The organism is Oleiphilus sp. HI0128, assembly GCF_001635365.1.
This window is the reverse complement of sequence record NZ_LWGG01000619.1, coordinates 1-16,904: the sequence shown is the minus strand read 5'-3', so window position 1 is coordinate 16,904 and position 16,904 is coordinate 1. Positions and strand designations below refer to the sequence as shown.

Here is a 16,904-nt window from a genome sequence, read left to right as displayed (position 1 = left end):
CCATCATGGCAATTGAATTACCAGCACTTCCCTATGCAATTGACGCACTAGCGCCACATATTTCTGAAGAAACTCTAGAGTTTCACCATGGCAAGCACCATAAAACTTACGTTGATAAGTTGAATGCTGCGATCCCTGGAACCGAGTTTGAAGGCAAGTCCCTTGAAGACATCATCAAATCTTCAAGCGGCCCAGTATTTAACAATGCAGCCCAGATCTGGAACCACACTTTCTACTGGAATTGCCTAAGCCCAAATGGCGGCGGCGAGCCAACTGGCGCAGTAGCCGAGGCTATCAATGCAGCATTTGGATCTTTCGCTGACTTCCAAGCTCAGTTCAACGACAAAGCTGTTAACAACTTTGGCTCTAGCTGGACTTGGTTAGTTAAGAATGCAGATGGTTCTTTGGAAATTGTTAACACTAGCAACGCTGGAACGCCGATGACTGAAGGCCAGACTGCATTGCTAACTGTTGACCTATGGGAACACGCTTACTACATCGACTTCCGTAATGTTCGTCCGAACTACCTGACAGCGTTCTGGAAGCTGGTTAACTGGGAATTTGTTGCAGCAAACCTAGCAGCATAATTCTTCTGAACCTCCTTAGTGACTAAGGAGGTTCAATCTCCCAAGCCTTTAACCAAAGCTCTTAGCTTCATCCCACTTAATAGCAAAACGATAAAATAAGAAACGATTCCGACGACAACCAAAGCTAGCAACTTAGTTATTCGCTCCCAAACACTCATATCAAACCAAATTTCGGTTTCAACATTCATCCAGGAAACCGCCAACACCATCGCAACAACAGCAACAACTATCCGCAGCACAAATAAAGCCCAACCTTCGCTTCTATGATAAACATCACGCTTCACTAAGCCACTCAAAAGCCACAAAGCATTCATCCAAGACGAAAGCGCTGTCGCTAATGCCAAACCTGTATGTTGCAAAGGCCAGATCAGAATCAAATTGAAAACCATGTTGGCACACATCGCCCATATGCCAATCTTTACAGGCGTCTTCATATCTTGTCTTGAAAAGTACCCGGGAGCCAAGACCTTAATCAACATAAATGCCAAGAGCCCTAAGGCATAGGCACGTAAGCTCATTGCCGACATATAGACATCGCGTTGCTCTAATGCACCGTAATAAAATAGCGACGTCACCAAAGGTTCAGCAAGAACAATCAAAGCAACAGCTGCCGGAACGCCCATCAACAGAACTATCCGTATAGCCCAGTCCAGCGTGTCAGAAAAAGCTTTGTGAGACTGACTGCTATGCTTTCGAGACAAACTAGGTAAAATCACTGTCGCAATGGCAATACCGAAAATCCCCAAAGGCAACTCAGCTAAACGATCCGAATAATAAAGCCAAGAAACGCTTCCTGTTTGTAGAAATGACGCTAACACTGTATCGAGCAACAGATTAATCTGGCTTACAGAAACACCAAATAGTGCTGGAACCATCAGTATAAAAATACGTCGAACACCTTCATGACGATAATCCAGGCGTGGCCGAGGCATCAAGCCCATTTTTATCAAGAAGGGAAACTGAAAAAACAGCTGTATCAGGCCTGCAATAAAGACCCCCCATGCCAAGCCCATGACTGGCTCTGTAAATAACGGCGTTAACCAAAGCGCCGCTGATATGAGCACCAAGTTAAGCAAAACAGGTGTAAAAGCGGGTATCGCAAAGTAACCATAGCTATTCAATATTGAACCAGCAAAAGCGGTCAAAGAGATCAACAGCAAATAGGGAAAGGTTATCCTCAACATATCGCTGGCAAGGTTATATTTTTCTGTATCCTCAAGAAAACCCGGAGCAAACAAAGCCGTTAGCCATGGAGCGCCCATGACCGCTAAAGCCGTAATAAGTAGTAATACCAGCCCCAACACACCTGCAACCGAGTTAACCAACTGCCTGACCTCTCGCTCAGTGCGCTGACTACGGTATTCAGATAACACTGGGACAAAGGCCTGGGAAAAAGCACCTTCTGCAAATAGACGCCGAAAGAAATTTGGAATTTTAAAGGCTACAAAAAAGGCATCTGCCCCCGCCGAAGCACCAAACAGGTTTGCTACGACAACATCCCGCACCAAGCCGAAGACCCGGGACAACATAGTCATTACTCCAACAATACCGCTTGAGCGAAGCAAACCACTTGCCTGCTTTGCTTTAATATTGCTCGACACCCCCTCCTTTGGAGCATTTGTTTTATTCTCGTTTTCCATATGCACTCGTAAACCTATTCAGTATCAGCGCGAAGCATACTTGGCTTGATATCAAAAGCAAAGACACCCTGCCCAGAAACATTTCTCTTTTCAAAGCATGGATAAAAGTTGAATCCGAGTATTTTCCTTCTATGCTTAATAAATTAGCCAATCACTCGTTTATATTACACAGGACTAAGACAATGGACGAACAAGATATTAATCGATTGATGCTGCACTACGAGCAGCTGTATCGGAAGTCGAATAGGGAGATTATTAATCCTGAAATCGAGGCACTTTCTACCAGCGATTTAAAACCCATCGTCAATATCGTGGCCCAGAGCCGGGCAGCTTATTTAAAGTTCATGTATGAACTAGGAAAAAAATATGATGATCTTGATGACTCACCGAGTGCCGAGGAATTAAAAAAACTCAAAACCCTGCGCCTTCGCTTTGAAGAGCTTGCTGAAGGAGCAAAAGCTTTTGAGACATCAATTCAGAAGGGCTATCTAGATCTAAAGACTAATTAAGCGACACACTTACAGCTGGGGATTCAGCACCAGCTGTTGATTTTCTTGGTCAATTTTAAACTCAAAACGCTTGAGAATATCCATCCCCAAAAGCCCATCATAAGTAAAGTCAGATAAGGGCAAAACTCCCAAAGTAACATCCCCCATTGATAATCCTCCAAGCGAGACTTGACCCACCTGCACTTTGCTCCCTTTGACGGAGCCATTGGCGGTCTTGAGCAGCAGCTCATCTGCCTCATCTAAAAGGCTAGGCAAATATTCTTGAACAAACTCTGTCTTCACGACAGTCATTGAAGCACCCGTATCAATCATTAGCGACAAACTGTGCTCGTCATTAACAAGCAGCTCAAGCAAATAGTGCTCACCAATAGTTTGCAAGGGAACGATATACTGACTAGAACGGTCTCTAAGTTCAGCAATGGTATTTTCCAATAGCTGAACCTCCTCGCCATATTTAAGGTCATGCCTTGCTGACACAAGGCTTAGTTCAGCCTCATCCCACTCCTCAGAGACAATTAGCCAGTGAGCCAGGGATAAATAATAGGGGGTATACTCTGGCTGAAAACTCACCAACTGCCTAAAGCTCGCAATTAATAAATCATGCTCACCAGCTTTCTCCAGCGTTTGCTCCAGATGTTGCACAAAGTCTTGAACACCATTCAGGTAGGCATCTTCAAACTGAGAGTCCACCAGTAGACGCAAATCGTACAAGTAGACTATTGCGTCCTGAACATTACCTTGAGCAAGTTTTTGCTTGGCAACACTAAAAATGACCTGAAAGTCAGTCTCGGATAGCTGAGCCTTATTCTCAAGCTGATCGGCAAGAAGCTCGATATCGGTCATTTCGGTTTTTGTAGAAGTACTGTCAACAGAATCCAGGCTAGCCGGTTTCTTTAAATTCTGCTCCTTTGAGCGCAAGTTTTTTAGGCGCTGCTCATTTCGAAGCAAATCTCTCTGAGAGCTGGAAACTTGCTGATCGAGACCAGCAAACCAGAACTGCTGCGCTAGCCAACCCAAAGATACTCCAGCACAGAGCGCTAATAAGTAGCCTGACGTTCTATTCAAGATAAGCCCCCTTTCAGACCAGTGATAGCTCACTACACCACTCATGAAGACGCGGACTACCTATTCTGAACTTGAAATATTTTTCTTTGTCTATTCAGATGAACCCGTTGACTTTGGCGCAGTGTCAAATCGTTTAAAGACTGTTTCCGCCAACCTTGGAGTCTGACGTACCGAAACAGCACTATTATCATCACTCAAGGTATTAACAATAGCATACTTGGAATGACGACTAAGTAATTCCTGACCTGAAGCACCCTCTTCCTCCGAGACAGACACGTCATAAGAAAGGACATCCAGCAAGCCCTCAAACAACGGTTCAGCGCCACTCGCTTTCTGATAAAGCACTCCGCCAATAACCGTCTCAACAACATCATTCAATACGCCAAGCTCTGAGCCAAGAGAGCCATCATTATCGTCAATTTCATACAAGGTAGGTGTCAGCAAGCGTCCTTCATCAAGAACCTGTTCATCAAGCGCTTCCTGATGCGAGGACGTCAATAGATATACTGTCTGCCTATCAGCCTCGTCACCACTCAGGTCAAGCATTCGCACCCATTTACCATCTTCATCGCTTGCCTCAGTACGAATTGAGCCTGAGTCAAGACTAGCATCAGCACATACTCTAGTTAATACCTGATTAGGAGTGCAAAACAGTGCTGTAGATTCAAATTCGGTAAAAGAAGAGAAACACGTACCCTCTGCCAGATCAGCCCCCGTACATCGGTCACTCCCACCACCTTCTTGGGAACCCAGGTCACACTCAACACGAAGGTAGTTTTTATAACACTCATTACTTCTCACCGCTCCTGGAATCAAAGCACTGATATATACGTTGTTATTTTCAACAAAGTGCTCCAGAGCATATAGATCTGATTCAGCACCAAACATAACATGCTCACGTACTGATTTTGGCGCTGACAAAGACTGCTTATAAAAATAACGAACAATCAGATCTTTTTCGAGCATTGATGCAGATAACAACAAGCTGTCTTCAAAAATACTCACTTCATACTTATTCAAGGAATCTGCCAAGTACTGCATATAACCAACGAACTGGGCATCGTTCTCTGTATTATTCAACTCCCCCAAGTGCTCAAAAAACTCGGCAGAACAAATATTTCTGCCAGACTGGCTCACATCATGTTCTTCTTGAGTCTCACACAAGTCTGCAACATCCTGCTCCAACTGACAGCCGAGATCGGCATCACAATCCGTTATAAACTGCCAGGAAGAAGCCGTGACATCATGAGCGGCATTACAAGCATCATCCTCTTCGTCACAGCGCTGATAGTCGAATTGTGAAAACGTTTTCTTGCGTCTGTGTGCTTGTTCCTGATAGATAAATCCGTCATTTGTCTCAACAAGGTAGTCATGACTGACGCTATCAGGCGTAAATTGGTTTTGTAAAAATGGGTAGGTAAAAATCTTCCCTTCATCAATGATCACTAAGTCATCATCATCATGATACGCTTCTACTTCATAAATCCCTGGCTCGACACCCCCCGCGATATAAGGAGCATAGCTGCCGATATTTATTATCCGATCGGTCAATATTGTGCCGACATCACTCTGAGTCTTTGCAAAAAACTCTGTGCTTGCATCGACAACAAAAATATCCTGATTCATTTGGACCAGGTATTGATAATTATCCAAGGTACGTACATCAAAGAGATAAAATGGAGACGTAAACCCATTCGCGTCAATTGATGGGTAGGAAGCAAGCTCTCTGGTTTGCGACCATACAGAATTCCTGTCCTGGTCAAAAAACTCTAACTTCCTCAGCGCAAAGCTATAACCAAGGTAACCATAATTTAAAATATATTCCCCTGCATTATCCGGGTTATCAATCCAGCCAAACACTAACTTTGCTTTAGCCTGAGCTTCATCAACAATAAGCAACTCATCAGTAAGAGAGGGGTCTGTAAACGAAGCATCGAACTGATAGTTTAAGGGTAGTTCATAATATGTTCGACTTGCATCCATGTTTTCACACGCTGAACCGTCTTCCTCATCGACTGCGGTCACAACATAAACCGACTCCGCATGCCTAACCGAAAAGGTCTCAACGGTACCGGTACCGGAATCAGAAAGAGAAGAGACGACTAGCTCTTTTGGATGAATCTCACATATTTCATTCTTAAAGTGATTGATAGCCTTGAGTTCATTCGTTTCATGGTCAACTTTATAGACGGTATCGGTACTCACCAAGATTGAAATATCCGGCTTGGCTCCATTGCTATCGGAAGTATTCAGGCTCAAGATCATTCCTGATTCAGAGGAAAAAACTGCCTCATGCTGAATCGTCGAACTTTCTGTTTCTGGAGCACTGAAGGAATATAAGCCCAAACTGTCACTCACCTCGTCAGACGGGCGAGAGAAAAAAGTTTCGTCGATAGCAACATCTTGAAAATCTTGCCCCGGAGTAGAAGGTGGTGAAGTATCGTCTACTGTTTCTGGTGCCGTTTCTGCCACTCGCCCTTCGCAACCTGCCAGAACGATTGAAACACACCAAGCGAGAAATAATTTAAATGCCTGCTTTGTCATAACACCCTAATTTCCTATGAGCTAATCCATGTACCACTCTATTTCCTGAGACACTATTCAAAAACATCAGGAATATCTTTCCGTAATTCTATTTTTTGCGTCTCCATTATATCTGGGATAATCTGTGAAATAATCTATAAGCGTCTTGATTGGGAGCCTGTTCACAATAAAACCCTGTCCCAATCGAGATTTATTCTGGCAGCACCTGGGATACAGCAACGTCATGGACATCACACCAAAACCACCGTCAACGCCAGAGGTCGTCAGCAAAGGTACAAGCACTCTTTCTAGATCACAAATTACCAGCATTGAAGAGCTTAAACTGGTACCCGGTAAGCAATACCAGGCAACTGTTCAGGCACCCCCCCCCAAAACTAACCAGGAACAGCCGGTAATCGAAGGAAAAGCAGCCACAGTAAACACTCACAGCAGTAAAGAATGGCTACTCAATATTAATGGCAAACTTGTCACAACCACCAGCAGCATTCCTTTAGAGATAGGTCAGACGCTATTAGTCAAGCTTGAAAGCTCATCAACAAAACAGAGCAAGGCTTTGATCCTTGTCAGTCCGACTAATAGAAGCACAGCTCAAATCCCAGCAGACAAAGGCAGCATCAATACCGAAATACTATTAGGCACCTTAGCAAAACTGCTACCGAAGCAACTGTCTCTTGGTACCGGCTTCGCTGCCCTGAATGAGATGAGTAAAGCGACTTCGCAAACGCCGCCCATTTCTCAAAATCAAACAAAGATAGCCAGCGCTCAACAAACCCAGCTCTCCCCTACACAAGGCTCATCGCCGCTTACTCGAAAAGTTGCGCTAGAAAGCATCGCAACACTGATCAAATCTCTTCCTCACGCAGAGCAGATCTCTCAAGCCAGCCGTCAAGGCGACACTCTAAGCTCTCCTGACACAATTAGAAACGCCTTAAAACACAGCGGTCTTTTCATGGAGTCACAGCTCAGTAACACCACCAACAAACAACAAATACTCGAGCAACTCCAAAACCTCAAAACCTTGAACAAAATAGCATTAGCGCAAGCAGACCAGACCAAACCTACTGCCAATAACCCGCTTTCTGGAACCCCCTCTCCTCAAAATACCAACCAAACAAGCTCTGCAGTCACGAAGCAAGCACTAGACATGCTGCAGCAACTTGTAAAGCAACATAGCAACACGGCAGCCGATCCAAGCCAAGACAAGACAATATCAAGCGATTTAAAAGCGACCCTGCTAGGCATTAGCCGAAACTTATTACCTGCCGCAAATAGCAGCGGCGAACAAAACCAGGCGATAGAGAAACTCCTTGGCAGCCTTTTAGAGCCTGAACTATTAACAACTCCCTTTAATTTTCCGCGCATCCAGTCCGACACAACAGCGAAGGCCAAAGCTCTTTTTGCCGAGCAAGAGTTTTCTACCGGGCAGCTTTTGAAAATACTTGCCGGAATGCTTAATCGTATTCAGTTCAACCAGTTGAACAGCCTCTTTCAAAGCCAAACCAGTGACGGCAATACACTTCAATCATGGTTTTTTGAATTGCCCGTGGTGAATGTCAACCAAGGGGTCACCACCTTCAGCCTGAGACTCGATAAGGAAAAAAGCGCCACTCAGAACCAGGAAGAGGAATCTGAGGACAAAGCATTGCAGTGGAAAATATCACTATCCTTCGACTTAGAAGGCCTGGGAGCAATATATATTCAAGTAAGCTTGCTCCCTCCTTCTATTTCATCCATTATCTGGGCAGATCAAGCCGATACTTTCGCGCTCGCGCAAAGGGAGAGCAAACATTTTAAGGAAAAGCTTTCAGAGCTAGGCCTAGAAGTAGGCGATATTATTTGCCAACAAGGCCTACCAGAACAACAGGCCACCAAGTTGACACAAAGCCTGGTAGATATTCAAGCATGAACAACAATAACAAAACCAGCTCGAAAACAAGAGCCATCGCGCTCAAGTACGATGAAGTTTCAGCGCCCAAACTTACTGCCAAAGGTGAGAATGAGCTCGCTGAGGAAATAATGCGCATTGCCGAAGAGCACGGCATACCTTTATACGAAAATAGTGAATTAGTCAGCATTTTGTCTAAACTAGAACTGGGAGAAGAAATCCCCGAAGTTCTATATCGGGTAATAGCTGAAATAATTGCCTTTGCATATTACCTGCAAGGAAAGACACCACAAGGCTTTGGCGAGCCAACGACCAGAACATAACGAGCAACATTTTCAACATGGCACATTCTGACCACCAACTACTTATTAACTCAAAATCCTACTTATATGCCCTTATTCTGGCAGGTACCTTAGCGCTCGCCCTGCTCTTTCAGGGGCAATTGATCAGCGCTTGCGGCATCGGTGTTCTGTGTGCGCTACTCATTGTAAACCAGTGGCAAAGTAAAAACCGAAATGCCGATAAAGAGAGCTTCATCTGGTTTAAACACAGTTCTCTGGCTCTCGCCTGCATTGCCCTAATAGGCTTAATGACAGGCCTGGAAGACTTTAAAACATGGACCTATTTCATTCCCTTATTGCTGTTCTTTTTCTATGAATTCAAACCTGCCCTATGGCTTGTCGGGATATTCTCAGTATTTGCCCTGGCCTCTTTGAATGCTAGCGGCTCTCCGTTTGAAAACATTCAAAATACTATGAGCTACCTTTTGTACCTAAGCATGAGCTGCTGCCTGGTTTACTTGAGAGAACTAAGACGAAAACAGCTTAAGCCACTGCGTCGTACAGATAACCTGACCAAAGCAGCCACCAAAGAACATCTAGATGATGACCTGACAAAAGAAATTCAACGCAGTGAACGTGAAGGCAGTGAATTGTCTACAGCCGCGTTGGCAATTGACAAAATATGTCTTTCCAAACTAAACCCTAAAGAACAAGATGCTGTCACGATTGCCATTGGCAAGTTGCTCCATAACAACCTTCGCTTGTTCGACAGTTACTACCTTTGGGAACATCATGAGTTTCTTATCGTCTTACCTCATACCAGCTCGATTCAAGCAGTCAAGATAGCAGACAGCCTGCGACTTAAAGTCCGCAAAGAAATTGAGATTCATGGAGAAAGTATTACCGTTAGTGCTGGCGTGTCCTGCTTAAATATCGGCGATGACAGTACCTCCATAACAGGCCGGGCAAGCCATGCCTTATCAGAAACACAAGCTACCAGTATTAATAGAACACACATCTATCGAGACATCGATGAGCTGCCCCAAGACGCAACGCCAGCCAATGCAGAAGGAGCACAATAATGTTCTCTGAAATCCAGCTTCAAACCCGTCTTACTGCCACATTATTTCTGCTTGGCGCAATTGCTATGGTTGTGCTTGGTATACAAAATTATCGCTACGGTCTCTATGAGCTCGTTTACGTTGCAACACTTCTAAGCATCGTTTATTTAAGCACAAGCCTCTACGCCAAGTTCTCCCCCGAAGCCAAATACCTCAAGCAAGCCTGTCTCGCTGTAGGTGTTATATCTGTTCTCAGCATTTTCGCCAATGCAGGCGAACACCCTGAGGAGCTTAAGCACTGGATATTTCCGATTGGTCTTCTTTGTTATCTATGCCTTCCCTATCGCCAAGCAAGCATATTCAACGTGGTGATGGGTGTGTGTTACTCACTGCTACTGCTATTTGCCAGCAGCATCATCTCAGCACTAGAGTTTGCAACCAGCTTTGCATTATTTATGGGGCTAACAAGTACTTATGCTCAGCTTCATCAGAAACGCAGTCGCACACTGGTAGAACTTGAGATACATGACCCACTAACTAAAGCTTATAACTACCGCCATTTGAGAGATACCCTTAAAAAAGAAATGTGCCGAGCTGACCGAACAGGCAAACCCCTTTCTCTGGTTTCCCTTGAAGTCGATTACTTCCCTCAAATTCAAGACATGCACGGTCTCCCAAATACAAACGACCTTCTTGCTCGATTTGCAGAGACACTTAAAGCAATGATTCGCGCAGGAGATAGCGACTACTTTGATGGAAAGCAGACCTCTTACCTCCTCTTACCTTGCACACCTTCAGAGGGCGTTTTAGTTATTGCGGAAAGAATTCGACGCACCATAGAGGAATGCAACTGGCCAGTGGTTGATGCAATTACGGTTAGCCTGGGCTGCACAACCTATATACCTGATGACTGCTCAGGCGATCGAGATGGCGAAGCAAAGAAATTAATTGAGAACGCTCAGATTGGTTTGATCGAAGCACAAAAAAACGGCCATAACCGCGTCTGCCTGCATAGTCACTAAACAGACAAGTTCGTTGTTTACAGCTTTCTCCCCTCTATTGGCGAAAGCTCAAGACTTCTGACAATTTGTCTCGCTTGTCATTAGTGTGTAAAGTGACCCAACGAGGCTAAGTCTGTTTACCCCGGCACATCTTTCAATACTATTCGCACTTACACCCGGCACAATGACAGAATCTGATTTCCAACCCCTTATTGCATGGCTTGAACTAAACCCAAACTGGGTTTTCGTGGCTGTTTTACTTATTGCATTTATTGAGTCTCTGGCGCTTGCAGGAGTAATCGTACCCGGCGTATTGCTGCTCTTTCTTGTGTCAGCCTTGGCAGGTCACATTAATCTACCTATTGAGTGGCTTTTATTATCGGGCTTTCTCGGTGCCATATTGGGAGACGGCATCAGCTTTTTTCTTGGTCATTATTTTAAAGATAGCTTGCGAAACATTTGGCCCTTCTCCCGCTACCCTAAAACACTTCAGTCTGGTGAGCGTTTCTTCCATAAGCACGGTGGGAAAAGCGTTATGCTCGGCCGCTTTATCGGCCCTATTCGTCCAGTCATTCCTATTGTCGCAGGAATGCTTGGAATGTCTCAAACCAGATTCACTGTCTTCAATGCCCTCTCGGCAACCATTTGGGCACCGTTTTATATCTTGCCTGGCTACCTGACTGGCAGTGCCGTCCATCTGGTTCTGCCAAGTAACTTTTATCCGGCCTTGTTCTCTCTAATTGCTGCGCTGCTCATTATCACTCTCAGCTTTCGCTATGCCAGCCTTAACCTTCAGCATGGATCTCGCATCTATGCGGCGCTATTGCGCAATAACAAAAGCCAAAACACGTCATCAAAGGACTATGAGTTTCCACTTGCGTCACTGAGTTTATTCATAGGATCAAGCTTATTCTTTATTATTTGGAGCTTTCTGGTTTTACGAACAGGCTTGCTAAGCCAACTAGATGCCAGCGTACTTCAACTCGGCGCTGAGCTGCGCAACATCAGTACCTTTGTCAGCGATATCAGCTCTCGGATATTTATCCATCTAACCCTGCTTGGCGATGAAAAGTTTTTGTATGCCTCCTTTATAACACTCATCGCTTTGATGCTTTATCTAAGGCAGTTCCGAGCCTCCACTTTACTGGTGATTTCCGGCTTAAGTACTGCGGCAATTACACACACACTAAAAGCAGTATTTAGTATTGCCCGACCTGAACTAGTACTCTCACCGCCTGTTTCATATGCCTACCCTAGTGGCCATAGTTCAGGCTCAACCGTTTTCTACGGCCTGATTGCAGCATTTATTGCCCAACAGCTACCCAAGACCCAACGCTGGCAGTGCTACTTGCTATTCTTTGTGCCGATGTTTCTGATCGCTTTTAGCCGGGTTATGCTCAGCGTTCACTGGTTGTCTGATATTGTTGGGGGCATAGCGCTAGGTTTAGCGATTTGTGGAATTAGTAGAGTGTTATATAGCACTCACCAAGCTTATGACGCCGCGAACCGTCGAGATATCACTGTTGAAAAGAAAGCGGTTATGACAGCACTTTGTCTATGGCTCGGCATCTTAATTGGCTATCAGCTTTATTTCTTTCCAGAAGCCTTGCAGGCTTACCAGTTACGCCCCTAAACGCAGAGCCGTCTGATCAAGACTCAAGATTTATACGGCCTAAGTAACCATATCAGAAATTTGACGAGAGATTGCTTGCAGACGCTGAAGCGGGTCGCTCATTTCATAAAGATGCTGTTTCTGTTTATTGCCTAGCGGCAGTAACTCAGTCAAGCGCCAGCCTACTTGGCGCCCATCTTCATAATCAATATCCATATTCAAATCGCGAACAAAGGGGTGTTTGACCAGAGCCTGCAGTACCACACGCAGCTCATCAAACTCCTCGGGCAAGTCAATATGCTGCTCTTCACCAATAGCCTCAAGCTCGGCATACCAGACGCCATTTTCACGTTCTTCAAGTGAGGATAGTTTGACTTGTTCCAGACCTTCAACCGTCAGATTTAACACCCCGGTACTAGGCGTCTTGCCAAAATCTACAATTTGAACACGCGTGCCAAGTTCATAGAACTGCCCTTCTCGCACGTGTTCAGTCGGTGCATTTTCACTGCACATCAACACTGCCACAAAGCCTTCGCCTTGCTTCATCGAATCAGCAATCATATCTAAATAGTGCGGCTCAAAAATCTGCAAAGGAATACGACCTTGCGGACAGACAATAGCATTGAGCGGTAACAGCGGCAGTTTCATAGTTTATTCAGGTATTCACGGTTGGCTTTTAAGTAAGCATAGACTGATTTTTCCAATCTTATAGTTTCGTATTGAAGATTCGCCATTTGGTGCCAGCATGCATTTTTTTTGCTATGCTGCCTGCTTCAGATTTTTCTTTCTAACAACGATTATTTAAGAGACCAACGATGCCGACCTATCGCTCAAAAACCTCTACTCATGGCAGAAATATGGCGGGAGCACGCTCATTATGGCGTGCCACCGGGATGACAACAGAAGATTTTGAAAAGCCAATTATCGCTGTTGCAAACTCCTTCACCCAGTTCGTTCCAGGTCACGTCCACCTTAAAGACATGGGGCAACTTGTAGCACGCCAGATAGAAAAAGCAGGAGGCGTTGCAAAAGAATTTAATACCATCGCGGTCGATGACGGTATCGCGATGGGTCATGACGGCATGCTATATAGCCTACCTTCCAGAGAGCTGATTGCCGACTCGGTTGAATACATGGTGAATGCTCACTGTGCCGATGCACTGGTTTGCATTTCCAACTGCGATAAAATCACACCGGGAATGTTAATGGCTGCTTTGCGTCTGAACATTCCGGTTATCTTCGTATCGGGTGGCCCAATGGAAGCAGGTAAAACCAAGCTTTCGGAACACAAGCTCGACCTGGTCGATGCCATGGTCATTGCTGCAGACGATAGCGCTGATGATGAAACGGTTGCAGAATATGAGCGCAGCGCCTGCCCAACATGCGGCTCTTGTTCAGGCATGTTCACGGCTAACTCAATGAATTGTCTGACTGAAGCTATTGGTCTATCTTTACCAGGTAACGGCACAACATTGGCAACTCATGCAGACCGTGAAAAGCTATTCCTTGATGCTGCAGACCGCATCGTAGACATTACACGCCGCTATTACGAACAAGATGACGAATCAGTTCTACCACGCTCAATTGCCAGCCATAAAGCCTTCGAAAACGCTGTGATGCTTGATATCGCCATGGGCGGCTCAACCAATACCATCCTTCACCTTTTGGCAGCGGCTCAAGAAGCGGAATTAGATTTCGACCTAAAGAACATCAACGAACTAAGCAGACGCGTCCCTCAGTTATGTAAGGTTGCACCGAACTCTCCTCAATATCATATTGAAGATGTTCATAGAGCTGGCGGCATCATGGCTATTCTGGGCGAACTAGATCGAGCCGGAATTCTGCATACCGACCTGCCAACGGTCCACAGTAAGACAATGAAAGAAGCGCTAGCAAAATGGGACATTATGCAAAATAATGATCCAGAAATTGCCGAGTTCTTTAAAGCTGGCCCTGCTGGCATTCCAACCCAAACGGCTTTTAGTCAATCGACTCGCTGGCCGACACTGGACGGTGATCGCGCTAACGGTTGTATCCGCTCATTAGAAAATGCATTTTCTTTAGAGGGTGGACTCGCAGTCTTGTACGGCAATATCGCTGAAGACGGTTGCGTGGTAAAAACAGCTGGCGTTGATGACTCTATTCTCGTGTTTGAAGGCAAAGCCGTTATCTTCGAAAGCCAGGATTCCGCAGTAAAAGGCATACTTAATGATGACGTAGTTGAGGGCGATGTGGTTATTATTCGCTATGAAGGCCCTAAAGGTGGCCCGGGTATGCAGGAAATGTTGTATCCAACCAGTTACCTGAAATCAAAAGGCCTAGGTAAAGCTTGCGCCTTGTTAACCGACGGTCGCTTCTCAGGGGGTACCTCTGGCCTATCAATTGGCCACGCTTCCCCTGAAGCAGCTGCCGGTGGCGCTATCGCATTGATTGAAGCCGGCGACAAAATCAAGATCGATATCCCTAATCGCTCAATTGATGTTGTCTTGGAAGAAGGGGTACTTAACTCTCGACGTGAAGCAATGGAGCAGAAAGGCAAGCAAGCCTGGAAACCAGCAGAGCATCGCGAGCGAAAGGTCTCTAGCGCTTTGAAAGCCTATGCCATGCTGGCAACAAGCGCCGATAAAGGTGGTGTTCGTAATTTGGATATGCTGGATTAAGCTCGACGAAACATAGGACTGAGCAGAAGTTCAGTCCTTTTCTTTTTACTTACGATCCAAAACGATAAAACTATAATCATAGGGATTCGGCCCTTCGGCTTCAAAATCTTCCCGCCCAATTTCACGCCACTGAGTCCAATCGACTTCGGGAAAATAAGCATCGCCTTCGACTTCTGCATGAACTTTCGTTAGATAGATACGATCAACATCCGGCAGACTCGTTTGATAGATCTGGTCACCACCAATGATCATCACTTCCGACTGACCGTCAATATCACAAACCGACTCTCCTAAATCAAAAGCCTGCTCAAGAGAGTGCACGACTTTCACGCCTTCAGCCGACCAGCTTTCATTTCGCGTTATAACGATATTGCATCGACCTGGAAGCGGCTTACCAATCGACTCATAGGTTTTACGCCCCATTAGAATCGGCTTGCCCATCGTCACTTGTTTAAAGTACTTAAGATCATTGGGCAAATACCAAGGCAGCTTGTTGTTAATGCCGATAACTCGGTTTTCTGCCATCGCGACGATCATGGAGCGCTTCATTGTTTCTTCCTACTCGATATATATTTAAACTGAAAAAGGGTACTGGATACTGTCATGCGACTCATAGCCGACGACTTCAAAGTCAGCGGTCGTCACCCAGGTTTCAAGGTCTTCGAGTGACTTGATATCAGGGTTGATATTTAGTCTCGGAGAAGCGAAAGGCTCACGCTTTAGCTGCACATCTCGCATCAATTCTAACTGGTTCTCGTAGATATGAGCATTGACTATTTTGTGGTAAGCCTTACCGGCTTTATGCCCCGTGATCTGTGCCATTAGAGCAAGCAGAACATAGACCTGAACCTGATTGAAATTCAGCCCCAGCGGCACATCACAAGAACGCTGATAACTAGTCAAATACAGTGTATCCCCTAGCAAAGAAAATGTGTGCGTATGCATGCAAGGGCGCAGACAACCCATTTCGAACTCGCCCGGGTTATAGAAGCTTAGAATTTCTCCGCGGTCATCGACCCCTTTCGAAAGGTTATCGACGATCTTTTTAAGCTGGTCTAATGGCGTGCCATCCGGCTTTTGCCACGCCCGGCCCTGAACGCCGTATACTCGCCCCATATCATCCTCACCTTTACGATGCGGATTATTCAACCAGGCTTCATTCTCATTGGCATTAGCATTCCAGGTGTTACAGCCGATCTCGCGAAATTGCGCAGCACTGCTATACCCACGGAGATAACCCAGAAGTTCTGCAATGGCTGCTTTATAGTAACTTTTGCGAGTGGTAATTAACGGAAATACATTGTTCTCAACGTCATACTCCAGGTCAGCATTGATTAGGGTCAGGCAGCGCGTTCCGGTACGTTTATTATCTACCCACACACCCTCATCAATAATACGCTGACAAAGCGCTAAGTACTGCTTCATATGCTTCTCTCAATTTTTTATTTTCTAGTTTATGCTCGGTGCGATAGTTTATCGGAGTTAAATTTGTAGGCATACCAAATAAAACCCACACCTATTAATATCATCGGGAATGACAGTAGTTGACCTTTCGTCAGCCAACCCCAGGCAACAAAACCAATATGTGCGTCAGGCTCTCTTACGAACTCAACAACAAAGCGGAAAATTCCATAGAAGATCATAAACATACCCGAGACCGATGCCGCAGGCCTGGGTTTAACGGAATAAAACCATAAAATACAAAAGAACATCAGCCCTTCAAGCCCTGCCTGATAAAGCTGAGAAGGGTGCCTAACCAATTGCTCCGGGTCGTTTGGAAATACCATTCCCCAAGAAACATCTGTCGCCCTGCCCCATAATTCTGCACCAATAAAATTTCCGATTCGTCCCAAACCCAAACCTATTGGCACAAGAGGCGCGATAAAGTCCAATAGTTGAAAAAAAGTGCAGCCAATCTTTCGTGCATAAAAAACAATGGCTAACATCACACCGATTAAGCCGCCATGAAAGGCCATTCCACCTTCCCAGATTCTAAACAACCAAGCTGGGTCATCGAGAAATTTGTCGAAGTTATAGAAGAATACGTAGCCCAGGCGCC

General features: G+C 45.3%; 15 protein-coding genes. 8 read left to right on the top strand and 7 right to left on the bottom strand.

Features of this window, described 5'->3' with window-relative positions:
- The first annotated feature begins 5 nt into the window (after window positions 1-5).
- Window positions 6-587 (top strand): superoxide dismutase, encoded by a 582-nt coding sequence (locus A3763_RS07710; RefSeq protein WP_068632915.1) that lies wholly within the window; start codon window positions 6-8, stop codon window positions 585-587.
- A gap of 32 nt (window positions 588-619) precedes the next feature.
- Here A3763_RS07710 and murJ read toward each other — a convergent pair whose 3' ends face one another.
- Window positions 620-2,227, bottom strand: a complete 1,608-nt coding sequence (gene murJ / locus A3763_RS07705) for a murein biosynthesis integral membrane protein MurJ (protein WP_082865483.1) — start codon at window positions 2,225-2,227, stop codon at window positions 620-622.
- Window positions 2,228-2,409: 182 nt separating this feature from the next.
- Here murJ and A3763_RS07700 point away from each other — a divergent pair, with 182 nt between their 5' ends.
- Window positions 2,410-2,736 carry a hypothetical protein gene (locus tag A3763_RS07700; RefSeq protein WP_068516247.1) on the top strand — a complete coding sequence of 109 codons (327 nt, stop codon included), beginning with the start codon at window positions 2,410-2,412 and terminating at the stop codon, window positions 2,734-2,736.
- A 9-nt stretch (window positions 2,737-2,745) separates the two neighbouring features.
- Here the strand turns inward: A3763_RS07700 and A3763_RS07695 are convergent, their stop codons facing one another.
- Window positions 2,746-3,801 (bottom strand): TIGR02281 family clan AA aspartic protease, encoded by a 1,056-nt coding sequence (locus A3763_RS07695; RefSeq protein ID WP_197470141.1) that lies wholly within the window; start codon window positions 3,799-3,801, stop codon window positions 2,746-2,748.
- Window positions 3,802-3,891: 90 nt separating this feature from the next.
- Window positions 3,892-6,345 (bottom strand): hypothetical protein, encoded by a 2,454-nt coding sequence (locus A3763_RS07690; RefSeq protein WP_068516241.1) that lies wholly within the window; start codon window positions 6,343-6,345, stop codon window positions 3,892-3,894.
- 223 nt (window positions 6,346-6,568) lie between these two features.
- On the opposite strand from A3763_RS07690, the gene A3763_RS07685 reads away from it, so the two are divergent.
- The 5 genes from A3763_RS07685 (at window position 6,569) to A3763_RS07665 (ending at window position 12,206) form a co-directional block, all read left to right on the top strand.
- A complete protein-coding gene (locus tag A3763_RS07685) occupies window positions 6,569-8,251 on the top strand; it encodes a flagellar hook-length control protein FliK (protein ID WP_068516238.1) in 1,683 nt (560 codons plus the stop codon).
- Window positions 8,248-8,553 carry an EscU/YscU/HrcU family type III secretion system export apparatus switch protein gene (locus tag A3763_RS07680; RefSeq protein WP_068516235.1) on the top strand — a complete coding sequence of 102 codons (306 nt, stop codon included), beginning with the start codon at window positions 8,248-8,250 and terminating at the stop codon, window positions 8,551-8,553. The genes A3763_RS07685 and A3763_RS07680 overlap by 4 nt, the downstream gene beginning before the upstream one ends.
- Window positions 8,554-8,570: 17 nt before the next feature.
- A complete protein-coding gene (locus A3763_RS07675; RefSeq protein WP_068516232.1) occupies window positions 8,571-9,593 on the top strand; it encodes a diguanylate cyclase domain-containing protein in 1,023 nt (340 codons plus the stop codon).
- Window positions 9,593-10,594, top strand: coding sequence for a GGDEF domain-containing protein (locus A3763_RS07670; protein ID WP_068516229.1), 1,002 nt, complete (start codon window positions 9,593-9,595; stop codon window positions 10,592-10,594). Before A3763_RS07675 ends, A3763_RS07670 begins: the two co-directional genes overlap by 1 nt.
- A 163-nt stretch (window positions 10,595-10,757) precedes the next feature.
- Window positions 10,758-12,206 (top strand): bifunctional DedA family/phosphatase PAP2 family protein, encoded by a 1,449-nt coding sequence (locus tag A3763_RS07665; protein ID WP_068516227.1) that lies wholly within the window; start codon window positions 10,758-10,760, stop codon window positions 12,204-12,206.
- A gap of 39 nt (window positions 12,207-12,245) precedes the next feature.
- Here A3763_RS07665 and A3763_RS07660 read toward each other — a convergent pair whose 3' ends face one another.
- Window positions 12,246-12,833: an LON peptidase substrate-binding domain-containing protein gene (locus A3763_RS07660; protein WP_082865204.1), complete on the bottom strand. Its 588-nt coding sequence runs from the start codon at window positions 12,831-12,833 to the stop codon at window positions 12,246-12,248.
- A 167-nt stretch (window positions 12,834-13,000) separates the two neighbouring features.
- On the opposite strand from A3763_RS07660, the gene ilvD reads away from it, so the two are divergent.
- The gene (gene ilvD, locus A3763_RS07655) at window positions 13,001-14,845 is read left to right on the top strand and encodes a dihydroxy-acid dehydratase (RefSeq protein WP_068516225.1); all 1,845 of its coding nucleotides are present in this window, start codon (window positions 13,001-13,003) and stop codon (window positions 14,843-14,845) included.
- Between the two features lie 45 nt (window positions 14,846-14,890).
- On the opposite strand, the gene A3763_RS07650 is transcribed toward ilvD, so the two are convergent.
- From A3763_RS07650 to lgt, 3 genes are all read right to left on the bottom strand, one after another.
- Window positions 14,891-15,394 carry a dihydrofolate reductase gene (locus A3763_RS07650; RefSeq protein ID WP_068516222.1) on the bottom strand — a complete coding sequence of 168 codons (504 nt, stop codon included), beginning with the start codon at window positions 15,392-15,394 and terminating at the stop codon, window positions 14,891-14,893.
- Between the two features lie 24 nt (window positions 15,395-15,418).
- Window positions 15,419-16,270: a thymidylate synthase gene (locus A3763_RS07645; protein ID WP_068516218.1), complete on the bottom strand. Its 852-nt coding sequence runs from the start codon at window positions 16,268-16,270 to the stop codon at window positions 15,419-15,421.
- Between the two features lie 29 nt (window positions 16,271-16,299).
- Window positions 16,300-16,904 (bottom strand): prolipoprotein diacylglyceryl transferase (gene lgt / locus A3763_RS07640; RefSeq protein ID WP_068759969.1); only part of this gene is annotated, 605 nt, incomplete at its 5' end.